The 15575-nt window shown below is 71.8% G+C and carries 16 protein-coding genes; 9 read left to right on the top strand and 7 right to left on the bottom strand.

Translation table 11 applies throughout. The features are described 5' to 3' along the window. Positions 1–36: 36 nt before the first annotated feature. From NYZ95_RS05160 to NYZ95_RS05150, 3 genes are read left to right on the top strand one after another with little or no spacing between them, the layout of a single operon-like run. Positions 37–1260, top strand: coding sequence for an acetyl-CoA C-acetyltransferase (locus NYZ95_RS05160; protein WP_262849394.1), 1224 nt, complete (start codon positions 37–39; stop codon positions 1258–1260). Continuing rightward, entirely contained in the window at positions 1257–2021 is a 765-nt protein-coding gene (locus NYZ95_RS05155) for an SDR family oxidoreductase (RefSeq protein ID WP_262849392.1), read from the top strand. The genes NYZ95_RS05160 and NYZ95_RS05155 overlap by 4 nt, the downstream gene beginning before the upstream one ends. A 1-nt stretch (position 2022) precedes the next feature. Then, positions 2023–2796 (top strand): SDR family oxidoreductase, encoded by a 774-nt coding sequence (locus NYZ95_RS05150; protein WP_262849390.1) that lies wholly within the window; start codon positions 2023–2025, stop codon positions 2794–2796. A gap of 118 nt (positions 2797–2914) precedes the next feature. Here NYZ95_RS05150 and NYZ95_RS05145 read toward each other — a convergent pair whose 3' ends face one another. Genes NYZ95_RS05145 through fabG form a run of 3 tightly spaced genes read right to left on the bottom strand, consistent with a single transcriptional unit; the run spans position 2915 to position 5943 of the window. After that, entirely contained in the window at positions 2915–4123 is a 1209-nt protein-coding gene (locus tag NYZ95_RS05145) for an acyl-CoA dehydrogenase family protein (protein WP_262849388.1), read from the bottom strand. Positions 4124–4153: 30 nt separating this feature from the next. Then, a complete protein-coding gene (locus NYZ95_RS05140) occupies positions 4154–5185 on the bottom strand; it encodes a phosphotransferase family protein (protein ID WP_262849386.1) in 1032 nt (343 codons plus the stop codon). Between the two features lie 2 nt (positions 5186–5187). After that, entirely contained in the window at positions 5188–5943 is a 756-nt protein-coding gene (fabG, locus tag NYZ95_RS05135) for a 3-oxoacyl-ACP reductase FabG (protein ID WP_262849384.1), read from the bottom strand. 136 nt (positions 5944–6079) lie between these two features. Between fabG and NYZ95_RS05130 the strand changes: the two genes are divergently transcribed. Further along, complete coding sequence (locus NYZ95_RS05130; protein WP_262849382.1) at positions 6080–6805, top strand: acyl-CoA thioesterase; 726 nt, start codon at positions 6080–6082, stop codon at positions 6803–6805. A gap of 21 nt (positions 6806–6826) precedes the next feature. Then, complete coding sequence (locus tag NYZ95_RS05125; RefSeq protein WP_262849380.1) at positions 6827–7234, top strand: globin; 408 nt, start codon at positions 6827–6829, stop codon at positions 7232–7234. On the opposite strand, the gene NYZ95_RS05120 is transcribed toward NYZ95_RS05125, so the two are convergent. Further along, complete coding sequence (locus NYZ95_RS05120) at positions 7231–8250, bottom strand: mechanosensitive ion channel family protein (protein WP_262849378.1); 1020 nt, start codon at positions 8248–8250, stop codon at positions 7231–7233. The two genes, NYZ95_RS05125 and NYZ95_RS05120, sit on opposite strands and share 4 nt — an antisense overlap. A 10-nt stretch (positions 8251–8260) precedes the next feature. After that, positions 8261–9676 (bottom strand): amidase, encoded by a 1416-nt coding sequence (locus NYZ95_RS05115; RefSeq protein WP_262849376.1) that lies wholly within the window; start codon positions 9674–9676, stop codon positions 8261–8263. A gap of 45 nt (positions 9677–9721) precedes the next feature. Between NYZ95_RS05115 and NYZ95_RS05110 the strand changes: the two genes are divergently transcribed. The 4 genes from NYZ95_RS05110 to NYZ95_RS05095 all read left to right on the top strand — a co-directional run bounded on the left by NYZ95_RS05110 (position 9722) and on the right by NYZ95_RS05095 (position 12897). Further along, positions 9722–10033, top strand: coding sequence for a hypothetical protein (locus tag NYZ95_RS05110; protein ID WP_262849374.1), 312 nt, complete (start codon positions 9722–9724; stop codon positions 10031–10033). A gap of 37 nt (positions 10034–10070) precedes the next feature. Next, positions 10071–10982: a tetratricopeptide repeat protein gene (locus NYZ95_RS05105; RefSeq protein WP_262849372.1), complete on the top strand. Its 912-nt coding sequence runs from the start codon at positions 10071–10073 to the stop codon at positions 10980–10982. A gap of 65 nt (positions 10983–11047) precedes the next feature. Continuing rightward, positions 11048–11905 carry a hypothetical protein gene (locus NYZ95_RS05100; protein ID WP_262849371.1) on the top strand — a complete coding sequence of 286 codons (858 nt, stop codon included), beginning with the start codon at positions 11048–11050 and terminating at the stop codon, positions 11903–11905. Beyond that, positions 11902–12897, top strand: a complete 996-nt coding sequence (locus NYZ95_RS05095) for a DUF8094 domain-containing protein (protein WP_262849369.1) — start codon at positions 11902–11904, stop codon at positions 12895–12897. The genes NYZ95_RS05100 and NYZ95_RS05095 overlap by 4 nt, the downstream gene beginning before the upstream one ends. A gap of 4 nt (positions 12898–12901) precedes the next feature. Here NYZ95_RS05095 and NYZ95_RS19905 read toward each other — a convergent pair whose 3' ends face one another. Together NYZ95_RS19905 and glgB are read right to left on the bottom strand one after the other, a co-directional pair. Further along, complete coding sequence (locus NYZ95_RS19905) at positions 12902–13729, bottom strand: NUDIX domain-containing protein (RefSeq protein ID WP_279307332.1); 828 nt, start codon at positions 13727–13729, stop codon at positions 12902–12904. Then, a complete protein-coding gene (glgB, locus tag NYZ95_RS05085) occupies positions 13722–15539 on the bottom strand; it encodes a 1,4-alpha-glucan branching protein GlgB (protein WP_262849367.1) in 1818 nt (605 codons plus the stop codon). Before glgB ends, NYZ95_RS19905 begins: the two co-directional genes overlap by 8 nt. Positions 15540–15575 lie beyond the last annotated feature (36 nt).

Below are 15575 nucleotides of genomic sequence, written 5' to 3'. Positions count from 1 at the left end.
GCCGTCGGAACGCCTCTCCAACCAGAAGGAAAGCTCATGACTGAAGCTGTCATCGTCTCCACCGCGCGGTCGCCGATCGGGCGCGCGTTCAAGGGCTCGCTCAAGGACATGCGTCCGGACGACCTCACCGCGCAGATGGTGCGGGCGGCGCTCGACAAGGTCCCCGAGCTCGACCCCCGCGACATCAACGACCTGATCCTGGGCTGCGGTCTGCCCGGCGGCGAGCAGGGCATGAACATGGGCCGCGTCGTCTCGGTGCTGCTCGGGTACGACTTCCTCCCCGGCACGACCGTCACGCGCTACTGCTCCTCGAGCCTGCAGACGACCCGCATGGCCTTCCACGCCATCAAGGCAGGGGAGGGGGACGCGTACATCTCCGCCGGCGTGGAGACCGTCAGCCGCTTCGTGAAGGGCAACAGCGACGCGATCCCCGGGCAGGAGCTCACCAACCCCGTCTTCACCGACGCGATGCAGCGGACGGAGGCGTTCACCGAGGGCGGCCAGAAGTGGAGCGACCCCCGTGAGGACGACCACCTCCCGGACGTCTACATCGCGATGGGCCAGACCGCGGAGAACGTCCAGCAGGTCCTCGGGATGAGCCGCGAGGAGCAGGACCGCTTCGCCGTCCGCAGCCAGAACCTCGCCGAGCAGCGCATCAAGGACGGCTTCTGGGCACGCGAGATCACGCCCGTCACGCTTCCCGACGGCACGCAGGTCACGGCCGACGACGGCCCGCGGCCAGGCACCACGTACGAGGCGGTGTCCCAGCTCAAGCCGGTCTTCCGCCCCGACGGGACGGTGACGGCCGGCAACGCGTGCCCGCTGAACGACGGTGCGGCCGCGCTGGTCATCATGAGCGACCAGAAGGCCAAGGACCTCGGCCTGACCCCGCTCGCGCGCATCGTCTCCACCGGCGTCACCGGTCTGTCGCCCGAGATCATGGGCCTGGGCCCGGTCGAGGCGATCCCGCAGGCGCTCAAGCACGCTGGCATGTCGCTCGACGACATCGACCTGTTCGAGATCAACGAGGCGTTCGCCGTGCAGTCGCTCGGGTCCGCGCAGCAGCTCGGCATCCCCGAGGACAAGCTCAACGTGAACGGCGGCGCGATCGCCGTCGGCCACCCGTTCGGCATGACCGGTGCCCGCATCACCGCGACGCTGATCAACTCGCTGCAGTGGCACGACAAGCAGTTCGGTGTCGAGTCCATGTGCGTCGGCGGCGGCATGGGCATGGCGATGGTCATCGAGCGTCTCTCGTGAGCGGGGACGCGAAGCGGTTCGAGGGTCGTACGGCGATCGTCACCGGCGCCAGCCGGGGGATCGGCCTCGGTATCGCCCAGCGCATCGTCGACGAGGGCGGGCGGGTCTGCCTCACCGCCCGCAACGACGAAGCGCTGCAGGAGGCGGTCATCCACCTCGGCGGCCCCGAGGTGGCGATCGGCGTCGCCGGCAAGGGCGACGACCCCGAGCACCAGGACGAGGCGGTCGCGAGGACGCTCGAGGCGTTCGGCTCGATCGACCACCTGGTCAACAACACCGGGATCAACCCCGTGTACGGCCGCATGATCGACATCGACCTCGCGGCGGCGCACAAGATCTTCGCCGTCAACGTGCTGAGCGCGCTGGCGTGGACCCAGAAGGTCTTCCGCACCTGGATGGACGAGCACGGCGGCACGGTGGTCAACGTCGCGTCGGTCGCGGGCATCAAGCCGGCGCCGGGCATCGGCTTCTACGGGGCCAGCAAGGCGATGCTGATCCACGTGACCGAGGAGCTCGCGGTCGAGCTCGGCCCGAAGGTGCGGGTCAACGCGGTCGCTCCGGCGGTCGTCAAGACGAAGTTCGCGACGGCGCTGTACGAGGGCCGCGAGGACGAGGTCGCCTCGGCGTACCCGATGAAGCGGCTCGGCGTGCCTGCCGACATCGCCTCCGTCGTCGCGTTCCTGCTGTCGGACGACTCGGGCTGGCTCACGGGGCAGAACCTGGTCGTTGACGGCGGGCTCACGCTCACCGGCGGGGTCTGACGTGCTGCCCGATCGTGCGGGTGTCGTCGTCACCGGCGGCGGCAACGGGATCGGACGGGCGATCGCTCACCGGTTGTACGCGACCGGTGCGCGGGTCGTCGTCAACGACCTCGATGCAGAGGCGGCCGAGCGGGTCGCCAACGAGGTCGGCGGTCTCGCCGTGCCGGGTGACGCGGCCACCGACGAGGGCGTACGCGCGCTGGTGGACGCCGCGCGCGGCCACCTCGGGTCGATCGACGTGTTCTTCGCGAACGCGGGCATCGCGCGCGGTGACGCCGCATCGGCGACGGACGCGGACTTCGAGGCGTCGTGGCAGGTCAACGTCATGGCCCACGTACGGGCCGCGCGGGCGTTGCTGCCCGAGTGGCTCGAGCGTGGTGAGGGTCGGTTCGTCGCGACCGCGTCGGCTGCTGGGTTGCTGATGATGCTCGGCTCGGCGCCGTACACGCTGTCGAAGCACGCGGCCGTCGCGCACGCCGAGTGGCTGTCGGCCACGTACCGGCACCGCGGGATCGTCGTGCAGGCGCTCTGCCCGCAGGGCGTGCGTACGGCGATGCTCGACGACACGGGGCCGGCCGGCGACGTGACGCTGAAGGACGCGGCGATCACGCCGGAGCAGGTGGCGGAGGTCGTGTTCGACGCGCTGCAGGACGACCGGTTCCTGATCCTGCCGCACCCCGAGGTCGCCGACTACGTCCGCGCGAAGGCGACCGACCCCGACCGCTGGCTGGGCGGCATGAACCGCCTCCAGCGCCGCATCGAAGAGCTCCGCTGACGCCGAGAGTTTGCCACGCCGGCGTGGGACGCTGCGGTTGGCGCGGCGAGCACGCCGCGCCAACCGCAGTCGTCCACGCTGGCGTGGCAAACCTCAGGGCAGGAGAGGGAGCCGAGGCTCAGAGGTGCTTGCGCAGCTCGGCCTTGGCGAGCGAGTTCTTGTGGACCTCGTCGGGGCCGTCGGCGAAGCGGAGCGTACGGATGCCCGCGAACGCCGCAGCGAGCGGGAAGTCCTGCGACAGGCCGCCAGCGCCGTGGACCTGGATCGCCTTGTCGAGGATCCACTCGACCGTACGCGGGGTGGCGATCTTGATCGCCTGGATCTCCGAGTGCGCACCCTTGTTGCCGACGGTGTCCATGAGCCATGCCGTCTTGAGCGTCAGCAGGCGCAGCTGCTCGACCTTGACCCGCGACTCCGCGATCCAGTCGCGGATCACGCCCTGCTCGGCGAGGGGTCGGCCGAACGCGACCCGCTCGTTCGCGCGCTTGCACATGAGCTCGATCGCACGCTCCGCGATCCCGATGGAGCGCATGCAGTGGTGGATGCGCCCCGGCCCCAGGCGCGCCTGCGCGATCGCGAACCCGTCGCCCTCGTGGGCGATGAGGTTCGAGGCGGGGACCCGTACGTCGGTGAACTCGATCTCGGCGTGCCCGCCGTGGTCGCGGTCGTCGTAGCCGAGCACGTGCATGCCGCGCTTGACGTTCACGCCCGGTGTGTCACGGGGGACCAGGATCTGCGACTGCTGGCGGTGCCGCGTGGCGGTCGGATCGGTCTTGCCCATCACGATGAAGATCTTGGCGGCGGGGTTCATCGCGCCGGTGATCCACCACTTGCGGCCGTTGATGACGTAGTCGTCGCCGTCGCGCACGATCGACGTGCCGATGTTCGTCGCGTCGGACGAGGCGACGTCGGGCTCGGTCATCGCGAACGACGACCGGATCTCGCCGGCGAGCAACGGCTCGAGCCACTGCTTCTTCTGCTCCTCGGTGCCGAAGTCGTGCAGCACCTCCATGTTGCCGGTGTCGGGGGCGGCGCAGTTGAGGGCGACCGGGGCGATCGCGCCGCTGCGGCCGGTGATCTCCGCCAGGGGCGCGTACTGGAGGTTGGTGAGACCCGCGCCCTCCTTGCTGGGGAGGAAGAGGTTCCAGAGGCCCTGCCTGCGCGCCTCCTCCTTCAGCCCCTCGATCATCGGCGGCGGACCCCAGCGGTCAGGGTTCGCCTCGACCTCGGCGTGGAACTGCGCCTCCGCGGGGTAGACGTGCTCGTCCATGAACGCGAGGAGCTTGTCGCGCAGCTCCTCCGTACGGGCGTCGAGTGCGAAGTCCATCGGTGCTCCGTTCTGGGGGTGAGGGAGAGGTCAGCGGCGCGCAGCCTCGAGGCCGAGGGCGATGAGCGGCTCGGTGACCTGGCCCATCCGGTCGAAGCCCTCGCCCACGGTCTGGCCCTGGGTGTAGCGGAAGTGGATGCCTTCGGTGATGATCGCGAGCTTGAAGAACCCGAGCGCGAGGTGGAAGCCGATGTCGGAGACGTCGCGCCCGCTGCGCGCCGAGTAGCGCTGGAGCACCTCGTCGACCGACGGGTATCCCGCCGCACGGGTCGCGTCGGAGACGGCGGCGGCACCGGCCGTACGTCCCATCTCCTGGTAGACGATCGACAGCGCGATGTCGGACAGCGGGTCGCCGAGCGTGGCCATCTCCCAGTCGAGGACGGCCGTGATGCGGTCGGCGCCCTCCTCCGTGGTGTCGACCAGGACGTTGTCGAGGCGGAAGTCGCCGTGCACGATCGCCGCGTCGGAGTGGGGCGGGACGTGCGAGCCGAGGTAGTCGCGCAGCTCGTGGTACCCCGCGAGCTCGCGGCTCTTGGACGCCTCGGCCTGCTTCGTCCAGCGCCGCACCTGACGTTCGAGGTAGCCGTCCGGGCGCCCGAACTCGCTGAGCCCGACGGACGCGGGGTCGACCGCGTGGAGGTCGGCGAGGGTGTCGATCAGACGGCCGACGAGGGCAGCGGTCCGCTCGGCACCGAGCGCGTCGAGCTCGGTGGCCTGCCGGATCGCGCGGCCCCTGGCCTTGCTCATCACGTAGAACGGCGCGCCGATCACGTCGGTGTCCTGGCACAGGGCGTAGACCCGGGGGACAGGGACGTCGGTCGGCGCGAGCGCGTCGATGACCGTGTGCTCACGGCCCATGTCGTGCGCGGTGGCGAGCACGTGGCCGAGCGGCGGGCGGCGGACGATCAGGTGCGTCTCGCCGTCGGTCACGTCGTACGTGAGGTTCGAGCGTCCGCCGGGGATGACCACCCCGGTGAGCGGACCGGTGACCAGGCCGGGCACGTCCTTGTCGAGGAAGGCGCCCAGCCGGTCGAGGTCGAGGCCCGGCAGGTCGTCGGCCACGGTCAGTCCTTCGGTCCGCCGGCGACGTAGATGACCTGGCCCGACACGAAGCCCGACTCCTCGCTGGTGAGGAAGGAGGCCGTCGCGGCGATGTCCTCGGGCTGGCCGACGCGCGCGACCGGGATCTGCTGGGCGCTGAACTTCTTGAAGTCCTCGTAGTCGACGCCGAGACGCTTGGCCGTCTCTGCCGTCATCTCGGTCTCGATGAAGCCCGGCGCGATCGCGTTGGCGGTCACGCCGAACTTGCCCAGCTCGATCGCCAGGGTCTTGGTGAAGCCCTGCATGCCGGCCTTGGCGGCCGAGTAGTTGGCCTGGCCCCGGTTGCCCAGCGCCGAGGTCGACGAGAGGTTGACGATGCGGCCGAACTTCGCCTCGACCATGAACTGCTGGGCGGCGCGCGTCATGAGGAAGGCGCCACGCAGGTGGACGTTCATCACCGCGTCCCAGTCGGCGACCGACATCTTGAAGAGCATGTTGTCGCGGATGATGCCCGCGTTGTTGACCAGGATGGTGGGGCCGCCGAGCTCGGCGACGATGCGCTCGAACGCGGTCGCGACCGCCTGCTCGTCCGAGACGTCCGCCCCGACGGCGAGCGCCTTGCCGCCGGCCTCGGTGATGGCGTCGACGGTCGCCGCGCAGGCGGCCTCGTCGAGGTCGATCACGGCGACGCTGTGGCCGTCGGCCGCGAGCCTCTTGGCGACCGCGGCGCCGATCCCGCGGGCCGCGCCGGTGACGATGGCAGTTCGCTGCTGGCTCACACGTACTCCTCGATGCTCTGCTGATGCTCTTCCTCGCCGCTAAGCGATCGCTTAGCAACGTACCGCATCGACCGTGAGCAAGGACACAGGGGAGCGGGTCGAGAAAAGTGTCACCTCGTTCTGCCACGATCGCCCGGTGCGACACACCTACGCCTGTGCGATGCGCTGGGCCGACATGGACGCCCTCAACCACGTCAACAACGTCGCGTACGCCGACTACCTGCGCGAGGCGCGTCTGGCGTACGCGGAGGAGGCGGGCGTACGGGCGCGTCCGATGACCGCCTTGGCGATCGACTATCGCGCGCCCCTCGTCTTCCGCCCGGAGCCGGTGCTGGTCACCACCACGGTCGAGGACGACGTGCTGGTCCAAGAGATCTCCGACCGGCGCGAGGACGGCACGACGACCGTGTACGTGCAGGCGCGGACGACCCTGGCCGACGGTGCACCGCCCGCGCCGCTCCGTCCCGACGAGGCGCTGACCGGGCGGCTCCCGGTAGCCGGGCGGGCGCGTGACCTCGGCGTCGACGGCGACGTCGACCAGGTGGCAACGCTCGAGCTTCTGCAGGAGGCCCGGGTCGCGTACGCCACGGTGGTCGGTGCACGCGGCCTCCCGTGGGTGGTCGTGCGCAGCGAGACGACCTTCGTACGGCCGCTGCCGCGCCGGGCGACGTACGCGGTGCACGCCGGGATCGGGAAGATCGGCCGTTCGTCCTTCGAGATCGTCGCGCAGCTCGTCGACGACGCGCAGGTGTTCGCCTCGTCCCGCAACGTGATGATCGGGTTCGACCCCGAGGCGGGGCGCGCGCGCCCGCTGACCGACGGCGAGCGCACGCAGCTGGAGCCTCACGTGGTCGCCGGTTGAGCCGACCAGGAGAATGGACGTGTGAGCCAGGACCAGGCGGAGCAGCAGCAGACCTTCTACGACGCGATCGGCGGGTACGACACGATCGCGGCGATCGTCGCGGCCTTCTACGAGGGGGTCGCCGAGGACCCGGTGCTGCGGCCGATGTACCCCGAGGAGGACCTCGGGCCGGCCGAGGAGCGGTTCACGCTCTTCCTCGTCCAGTACTGGGGCGGCCCGACGACCTACTCGGAGCGCCGCGGCCACCCGCGCCTGCGGATGCGCCACGCGCCGTTCGCGGTCACGCCGACCGCCGCGCAGCACTGGCTCACGCACTTCCGCGCCGCCCTCGACCGGGTCGGGCTCTCCCCGGAGCACGACCGTGAGTTCTGGGCGTACGTGACCCACGCGGCGCAGTTCATGATCAACACGCCCGAGGACCTCGGCTAACGCTCGTCCTCCGGCTCGCCCGCCTGCTGCGGGGGAGCGCCGTACGCCGCCGCGTGGGCGTACGGGATCTCGATGTGGAGCGCGTCGAAGCGGTCCTTGATCAGCTCGCGCATCTCGCGCGCGACCTCCCACTGCTTGAGCGGGGCCGTCTTGAGGACGACACGGACGACGACGCCCTCCGGCGTCCAGCGCTCGACGCCCCACACCTCCGGCTCCTCGAGGATCGCGCCGCTCCACTCCGGGTCCTGCCAGAGCGCGTGCGCGACCTCGTGCAGCACCTCGCGGACGCGTGCGAGGTCGACGTCGTACCCGACGGGGACGTCGAGCACCGTGCGTGCCCAGTTCTGGGACTGGTTGCCCACCCGCAGGATCTCGCCGTTGCGGACGTACCAGACCGTGCCGTTGACGTCGCGCAGCCGGGTGACGCGCATGCTGACGGCCTCGACCGTGCCGACCGCGTCGCCGAGGTCGACGACGTCGCCGACGCCGTACTGGTCCTCGAGGATCATGAAGATGCCCGAGATGAAGTCCTTCACCAGGCTCTGGGCGCCGAAGCCGAGGGCGACGCCGAGGATGCCGGCCGAGGCCAGCAGCGGCGCGATGTTGTAGCCGAGCGTCGCGATCACCATGAACGTGACGACCGTGAAGATGACGATCGTCGCGATGTTCTTGAGCAGCGAGCCCATGCTCTTCGCGCGCTGCTCGCGGCGGGCGTGCAGCATCGGGGACATCGCCTCCGCGGCGCGGGCGCCGGGGACGGTGCCGGCAGCCGCCGTGCGGGTGATGCGGTCGATCAGGCGGTTGACCAGCCAGCGGGCGAGGAGGCCGCCGAGGACCAGCGCCAGGATCGCCAGCGGCTTGGCCAGCAGGAGGTCGGCGAGCTCGGCGGCGGTGTCGTTGCCGGTCCACTTGTGGACGAGGCGGCACACCTCGTGGTCGGCGTCCTCCCAGCACTTCTGGCTCAGGACCTCGTCGAGGACCAGCCCGTTGTCGGAGGAGGGGGCGATGACGGACATGCCCCTGACGTTAGCGGGCGCCCACCAGCGTCTGCGGGCGCCTCCAGGGGTTGCCGGGTGCCGAGGCGGCGTCCTCGACCTGGGCCGCGAGGCTCATCAGGAGCGCGTCCGCGCCCGGTGCTGCAGCGAGCATCGTGCCGATCGGCAGTCCGTCGCGGCTCCACCCGGTCGGGAGCGAGACAGCGGGGGCGCCGGCGATGTTCCAGATCGAGGTGTAGGGGGTGAAGTCCTTCTGGGCGGCGAAGTCGGCCGCGGGGTCGGCGTCGTTGCGCAGCGACCCGACCGGGGCCGGCAGCTGGCCGAGGGTGGGGGTGAGGACGACGTCGTACGGCGCGTACGCCTCGAGGGTGCGCTGCTCGGCCTGCCGCATCGCGAGCAGCGCCGCGGCGTACTCGGTCCCGGTCGCGGCGCGTCCGCGCTCGCGCTCCCACCGGGTCAACGGGCGCAGCAGCTCCTCGCGCTCCGGCGGCACCACCGCCGACGCCGCGCCGACGAACCACACGGTCTCGAAAGCCGCGACCGTCTCCGGCCCGAACGGTGGCGGCACGTCGACGACGTCGTGGCCGAGGGCGGTGAGGAGGCGGCTGACGTCCTCGTACGCGGCGAGGACCTCCGGGTCCGGCGGGAGCTCACCGATCACCGGGTCGGCGAAGCGTGCGACGCGCAGGCGTCCCGGCGCCCGGCCGCACGCGTCGGCGAAGCGGTGTCCCGTCAGCGCGAGGACGTCGAGCAGGGCGGCGGCGTCGGCGACGGTACGCGCGAGCGGGCCCGTCACCACGAGTCCGGAGACGTCGATCTCGTCCGGCGTGCCGGGGACCAGGCCCCGGCTCGGCTTGAACCCCACGAGCCCGCAGGAGGACGCGGGGATGCGGATCGACCCTCCGCCGTCCGAGCCGACGGCGAGCGGCACGAGCCCGGCCGCCACCGCCGCAGCCGCGCCGCCCGAGGAACCGCCCGCGCCTCGACCGAGGTCGTACGGCGTGCGGGCGGGCGGGGCGACGTCCGGCTCGGTGTAGCAGGGGAGCCCGAGCTCCGGAGTGCTCGTCTTGCCCAGGCTGATCATGCCGGCGGCGGCGACCCGAACGGCGGCGGTGCCGTCGGCGTCAGGGACGAAGTCGGCGAACGCGGCGGACCCGAAGGTCGTCCGCACCCCCGCGGTGGGGGTGAGGTCCTTGAGCGCCGTCGGTACACCGAACAGCGGCGGCAGCGCGTCCGCCCCCGGCCCGCGCAGCGCCTCGCGCGCCGCCGCGGCGGAGGCCCGCGCCTCGTCGGCCGTGAGGGTCACGAACGCGCCGACCTCCGCGTCGAGGGCCTCGACCCGTCCCAGGAGCGTCTCCACGACCTCGACGGGGTCGGTCTCGCCCTGTCGATAGGCGGTGGCGAGCTCGAGCGCGGACGCGGGGACACCGTCGGTCTCGGAAGGCATACCGCCGAGACTAGGTCAGAGAAGCGCTCGGTTAGAATGACCGCCATGCTGAGCCGGAGCCGTACCGCAGTCCGTTCCGCCGTCGCCGGCGCTCTCGTCGCCTCGCCTCTGGTCGCCGTCGCCACCGCGACGCCGGCCTCCGCCGCGGTGCCGATCGGGTGGGAGGAGGGCTCGTCGATGTCGACCCTCGACGCCCTGCTCATCTTCGGCGGGATCCCGCTGGCGATCGCCCTCGTGCTCACGGTCTTCGGCATCATCCTCGCGCGTCGCACGACGCCGAGCTACCTTCCTTACGTGGCGGCACCCGGCGCGGCGATCACGTCGCAGGCGGAGCGCGCGGAGATCACCGAGCACTGATCCGTCCCCAGACTTCGACACCCGAGGAGACCCGACGATGAGCTTCTCGCGTCCTGGCGCCATCGACCTGTCGGCGCTCAAGAAGCCAGCCTCCGCGGCTGGTGCTCCCGCCGGCGGCCCCGCGCCTGCCGGTGCGTCCTGGGTGCTCGACGTCGGCGAGCAGAACTTCCAGCAGGTCCTGCAGGCGTCGGTCGACCACGTGGTCGTCCTGTCGCTGTGGTCCTCGCGCTCGCCGCAGAGCAGCACGTTCAACCAGGTCCTCGCCGACGCCGTCAACGCGTACGCGGGCCGCATGCTCCTCGCGCAGATCGACGTCGACACCAACGCCCAGATCGCGCAGATGCTCGGCGCGCAGGGTGTCCCCTTCGTCCTCGGCGTGGTCAAGGGTCAGCCGGTCCCGCTCTTCCAGGGCACGGCTGACGAGGCGCAGGTCCGTCAGTACTTCGACGAGCTGCTCCGGGTCGCCGAGGCGAACGGCGTGACGGGCACCGCCGCGCCCGTCAGCAGCGCGGCCGGTGCCGAGGAGGAGCCCGCCGACGACCCGCGCTTCGCCGCCGCCGACGACGCGTACGCCGAGGGTGACTACGCCAAGGCGGTCGCCGAGTACGAGAAGCTCCTCGCCGCGAACCCGGCCGACAGCGAGGCCGCCGAGCGGCTCGCCGGCGCCAAGCTGCTGCAGCGGACCGACGGCGCCGAGCTCACCGCGGCGCGCGACGCGGCCGCGCAGAACCCCGACGACGTCGACGCTCAGCTGCTCGTCGCCGACCTCGACCTCTCGGGCGGCCACGTCGACGACGCCTTCGGACGCCTCATCGACGTGGTGCGCCGCACCGCCGGTGACGAGCGTGAGCGGGTGCGGGCGCGGCTCGTCGAGTACTTCACGATCGTCGGCAACGACGACCCGCGTGTCGGCCAAGCCCGCCGGGCACTCGCCACCGCGCTCTTCTGACGGTCGCACAGACACGCGTCCGGACGCGTCGCACGGTCCTGGGAACGGCCCGGCATACTGGCCCCATGCGACGGGGGGCGGGGATCGGGCTGCTCGCGCTCGGGATCATCCTCGTGCTGGCCGGTACGGCCGTCGCGGTCGCGATGGGCCCGGACGACCGGCTGACGACAGGTCCGCACGACGTGCGGACAGACGGGCGCGCCGTCGTGACGAAGCCTGCGGTCCTGGCACGGTACGGGCCTCAGGTGAGCGTCCTCGTCGAGGTCCCCGACGAGAAGCCGGTGTTCGTCGGTCTCGGGCACACGGTCGACGTCGAGGACTACGTGTCCTCCACCGCGCGCGTGGAGGTGACGCGCTACCGGGTCCCGTGGTCGCTGGAGAGGCGGGACGCGACCGGGGAGCCCCAGCTGCGGGCCGCGCCGACCGCGCTCGACTGGTGGCTGGCACAGTCGTCGGGCATCGGCGGCGCCCAGCTGCGGTTCACGCTGCCCGACGACGCGGTCTCCCTCGCCGTGCTCGCGGTGGGTGACTTCGACCTCCGAGGCCTGCGCGTGACGGCGTCGTACGAGGTCCCCGGCGCCTTCGGCGTCGGTGTCGGCACCGCGGCCACCGGCCTAGGGGTGGTCCTGCTGGCCCTCGTCGCCCTGAAGTGGGTGCCCGGCGTGCGGCGGACGGCGCCGGCGGTCGACGCGGTCGGGTTCGTCGACGACGAGTGGGACGTACCCTGGCCCGAGACCGATCCGGCCGATGCCGACACATGGGACGACTTCCTCTCCGAAGACAGCACCCCGCCTGCGACGAAGGCCGGGTCCGGCGCGGCCGGCCCGCGGGCAGGCGGCGGGCGCTGGTCGCGGTGGCGTCGCCGCAAGGGCGGCGTGACGAGGCCGAAGGCCGCGGCGGACAAGCAGAAGGTGGCCAGATGAGTGCGCGAGCGACCTGCCGTACGCTCGGCGCGGTGGCACTGGCGGCCGCGCTCGCGGGCTGCGGTGTCGTCCCGCTGGAGAAGACGAGCGCCGACGTCTCCAAGCCCGCGGCGGACCCGTCGACCGTCCAGCGGACGTACGACAACTACGAGAAGGCCCGGGGCGCCGCCTTCGCCGCCCTGGACCCCGAGGTCCTCGCGCTCGTCGAGACGGGCCCCGTCCTCGCGGTCGACAGCGGAGCGATCGACGTCGCGAAGCGGCTGCACGGCAACGCCTCGACCGGCCAGGAGTCGGCACCCGCAGAGATCGAGGACGTCTACGTCCCCCGGCTCGACGCCTATCCGTTGTGGTTCGTCGCCACGGCGCGCGACGAGGCCCGCGGGGTGCGCCGAATCCAGGTGTTCGAGCGGGCGTCGTCGACCGAGCGCTGGGAGCTGACGGCTTCCCCGGAGGCGCTGCTCAGCACCGTGCTGCCGGTGCCGGAGACCACCGACGGTGTCCTCGAGACCGTCGCTCCTGACGACGCCGACGGACTCGTGAGCGCGCCCTCGCAGACGCTCACGGCGTACGCGGCGGTGCTCGGCGACCCGAGCTCGCCGCGTGCGAGCGAGGTGGCGGCAGACTCCTTCGTGTCCCAGATGCGGGCCCAGGCCGCAGGCCTCGCGCAGCCCGGCACGACGTTCCAGCGCACCTGGTCGGCCCAGCCGGTCCAGTACGCGCTGCGCACGAAGGACGGCGGTGCGCTCGTGTTCGGCACGCTCATGCGGCAGGACGGCTGGGTGCTGACCCCCGGTGCGACCGTGCGATGGCCGGCGGGCTCGGAGCAGAAGGCGTACTTCGGGGACCCGATGGCACGCTCGGGAGTGCTGCGCTACTACCACCAGGTGCTGATGTACATCCCGCCGACCGGCGGCGTCGGGCTGCCGCGTGTGCTCGCGCAGTACGGGGGCGTGATCGGCGCCGAGGACACCGGACCGATCGCCGCCCCGTGAGCACTCAGTGGGTCCCGCGGAACACCTGCCCGGCCTCGCGGTAGGCGTCCGAGGGGTCGTCGTCGAGGCTGTCGAGCAGCTCGATCGTCGCTGCCGTCGCGCGTTCGCGGACGAGGTCGCGGTCGCACCAGTGGACGGCCGCGATCTCCGTCGGCTGCAGCTCCAGCGGTGTCGCGGGGTCCCATGCCTCGACGTCGAAGACGAACAGCACCGCGTCGTCCCACGCGCTCCACGGCGGGAGCCAGTTGACCGTACGGAGGCCCCGGACGCGCGCGTCGACGCCGAGCTCCTCGCGCAGCTCGCGCACCACCGCGTCGGCAGGGGACTCACCGGGGTCGACGACGCCGCCGGGGAGGTCCCACTCGCGCTTGTACGTGAGCTCGCACAGCAGCACCCGGCCCTCGGAGTCGCACACGAGCGCCTGCGCGATCGCACGCTTCTTGGGGAGCGCCGCGTTGAGCATCGCGACGAAGCCTTCGCGCGTCTGCGGTTGGGGGTCGTCGGCCAGGCGTGAGAGGAGCTCCTGGTCCGGCCCGTCGACATGCCGGAGCATGCCGTCGCGCCGCATCCCGGCGCGGGCCGCGGCGCGGCGGTCACCGACGGCGTCCTCGTCGACGAAGGTCTGCACGCGGGTCACGCCGAGCTCCTCGAGCGCGAACGTCACCGCGAGGTTGACCACCTGCGAGCGGCGCGGCTCCTCGGTCTCCCCGAGGTCCCACGCCAGCGTCGCCGTGCGGGCGTCGTCGCGGCGCAGTGCGACCGTGCCGAGGAGCACGTCGCCGTCGCGGACCTCGTACGCGTCACCGACCGGGCGCATCGTCAGGTCAGCCATCGGCCGGCTCCAGCCACGTCACCGAGAGCGGGGGCAGCGTCAGCGCGGCCGAGCACTGCTGGCCGTGCCACGGCTGCGGCTCGGCCACCACCGCGCGTACGGGCGTGCTCGTGCCTCCGTACGCTGCGTCGTCGGTGCACAGGACGACGTCCCACGCGCCGGGCGTCGGCAGCCCGACACGGTAGAGGTCCCAGGTCGCTCCGGACATGTTGGCCACGCAGACGAGACTACGACCGTCGCTTCGCCGGACGAAGGCGTAGACGTTGTGCGTCGTGTCGTCGGCCTCCAACCACGTGAACCCGTCGGGGGAGTGGTCACCCGCCCACAGCGCCGGGTTGGCCGCATAGCGCGCGTTGAGTTCGGTGACCAGACGCTGCACACCGGCGTGCTCGACGGCGTCCGGCCGGCCCGGGTCGAGCAGCTCCCAGTCGAGCGACCGCTCGTCGGACCACTCCCGCTCCTGGGCGATCTCGCCTCCCATGAAGAGCAGCTGCTTGCCAGGATGGGCCCACTGGTACGCCAGCAGCGCGCGCAACGACGCGAACCGCTGCGGGCCCTCGCCTGCCATCTTGGTCAGCAGCGAGCCCTTGCCGTGCACGACCTCGTCGTGGGAGAGCGGCAGGACGAAGTTCTCGGCGTGGTGGTACATCATCGCGAACGTCAGCCGGTGATGGTCGGCCCCGCGGGACAGCGGGTCGGTCGCCAGGTAGCCGAGCGTGTCGTGCATCCAGCCCAGGTCCCACTTGAACCCGAACCCGAGACCGCCGTGGCGGACGTCGCGCGTCACCCCGTCGTACGCGGTGGACTCCTCGGCGACCATCGCGATCCCGGGGAACCTGCCGTAGCAGGAGGCGTTGAGCTCCTGGAAGAACGAGACCGCGTCCAGGTCGATGTTGCCGCCGTGCAGGTTCGGGACCCAGTCGCCGGGGCCGCGGGAGTAGTCGAGGTAGAGCATCGACGCGACGGCGTCCACGCGCAGGCCGTCGACGTGGAACTCCTCCATCCACCAGAACGCGTTCGCCAGCAGGAACTCGCGCACCTCGGGCTTCGAGAGGTCGAAGACGAACGTCCCCCAGTCCGGGTGCTCGCCGCGACGCGGGTCGGGGTGCTCGTACAACGGCGTGCCGTCGAAGCGCCCGAGCGCCCACTCGTCGCGCGGGAAGTGGGCAGGCACCCAGTCGAGGATCACCCCGATGCCGGCGGCGTGGAAGGCGTCGACGAGCGCACGGAAACCGTCCGGGTCGCCGAAGCGCGACGTGGGCGCGTAGTAGCCGGTGACCTGGTAGCCCCACGAGCCGCCGTACGGGTGCTCCATGACCGGCATGAGCTCGACGTGGGTGAAGCCGCGCTCGGCGACGTACGGGACCAGGGTCGTCGCGAGCTCCGCGTACGAGAGGCCGCGCCGCCACGAGCCGAGGTGCACCTCGTACACGCTCATCGGCTCGGCCCACGGCCTGCCGTCGGGCCGAGCACGCATCCATGCGTCGTCGCTCCACACGTGCCGCGAGGTGAACACGCGCGAGGCGTTGGCCGGCGGGACCTCCGCCCAGGTGGCGAACGGGTCGGCCTTCTGGCGCCACACCCCGTCGGCGCCGTGGACCGCATACTTGTAGAGCGCGCCGTCACCGATCCCGTCGACGCGGCCGCGCCACACGCCCTCGGCGTCGCGGACGAGGTCGTGCCCCGCGCCGTCCCAGCCGTTGAAGTCCCCGAGGACCTGCACGTCGAGGGCGTTCGGAGCCCACACGGCGAACTCCACGCCGCCGTCACGGACATGAGCACCGAGGTCGCGCCACAGGTCTCGCGTCATGCGGTGGAGTCTTTCATGGGTGCTGCGAGGCCAGGT

Source organism: Mumia quercus (assembly GCF_025506335.1).
Taxonomy (GTDB): domain Bacteria; phylum Actinomycetota; class Actinomycetes; order Propionibacteriales; family Nocardioidaceae; genus Mumia; species Mumia quercus.
Note: the sequence above shows the minus strand (reverse complement) of the source record. Positions and strands in the feature narration are given on the sequence as shown.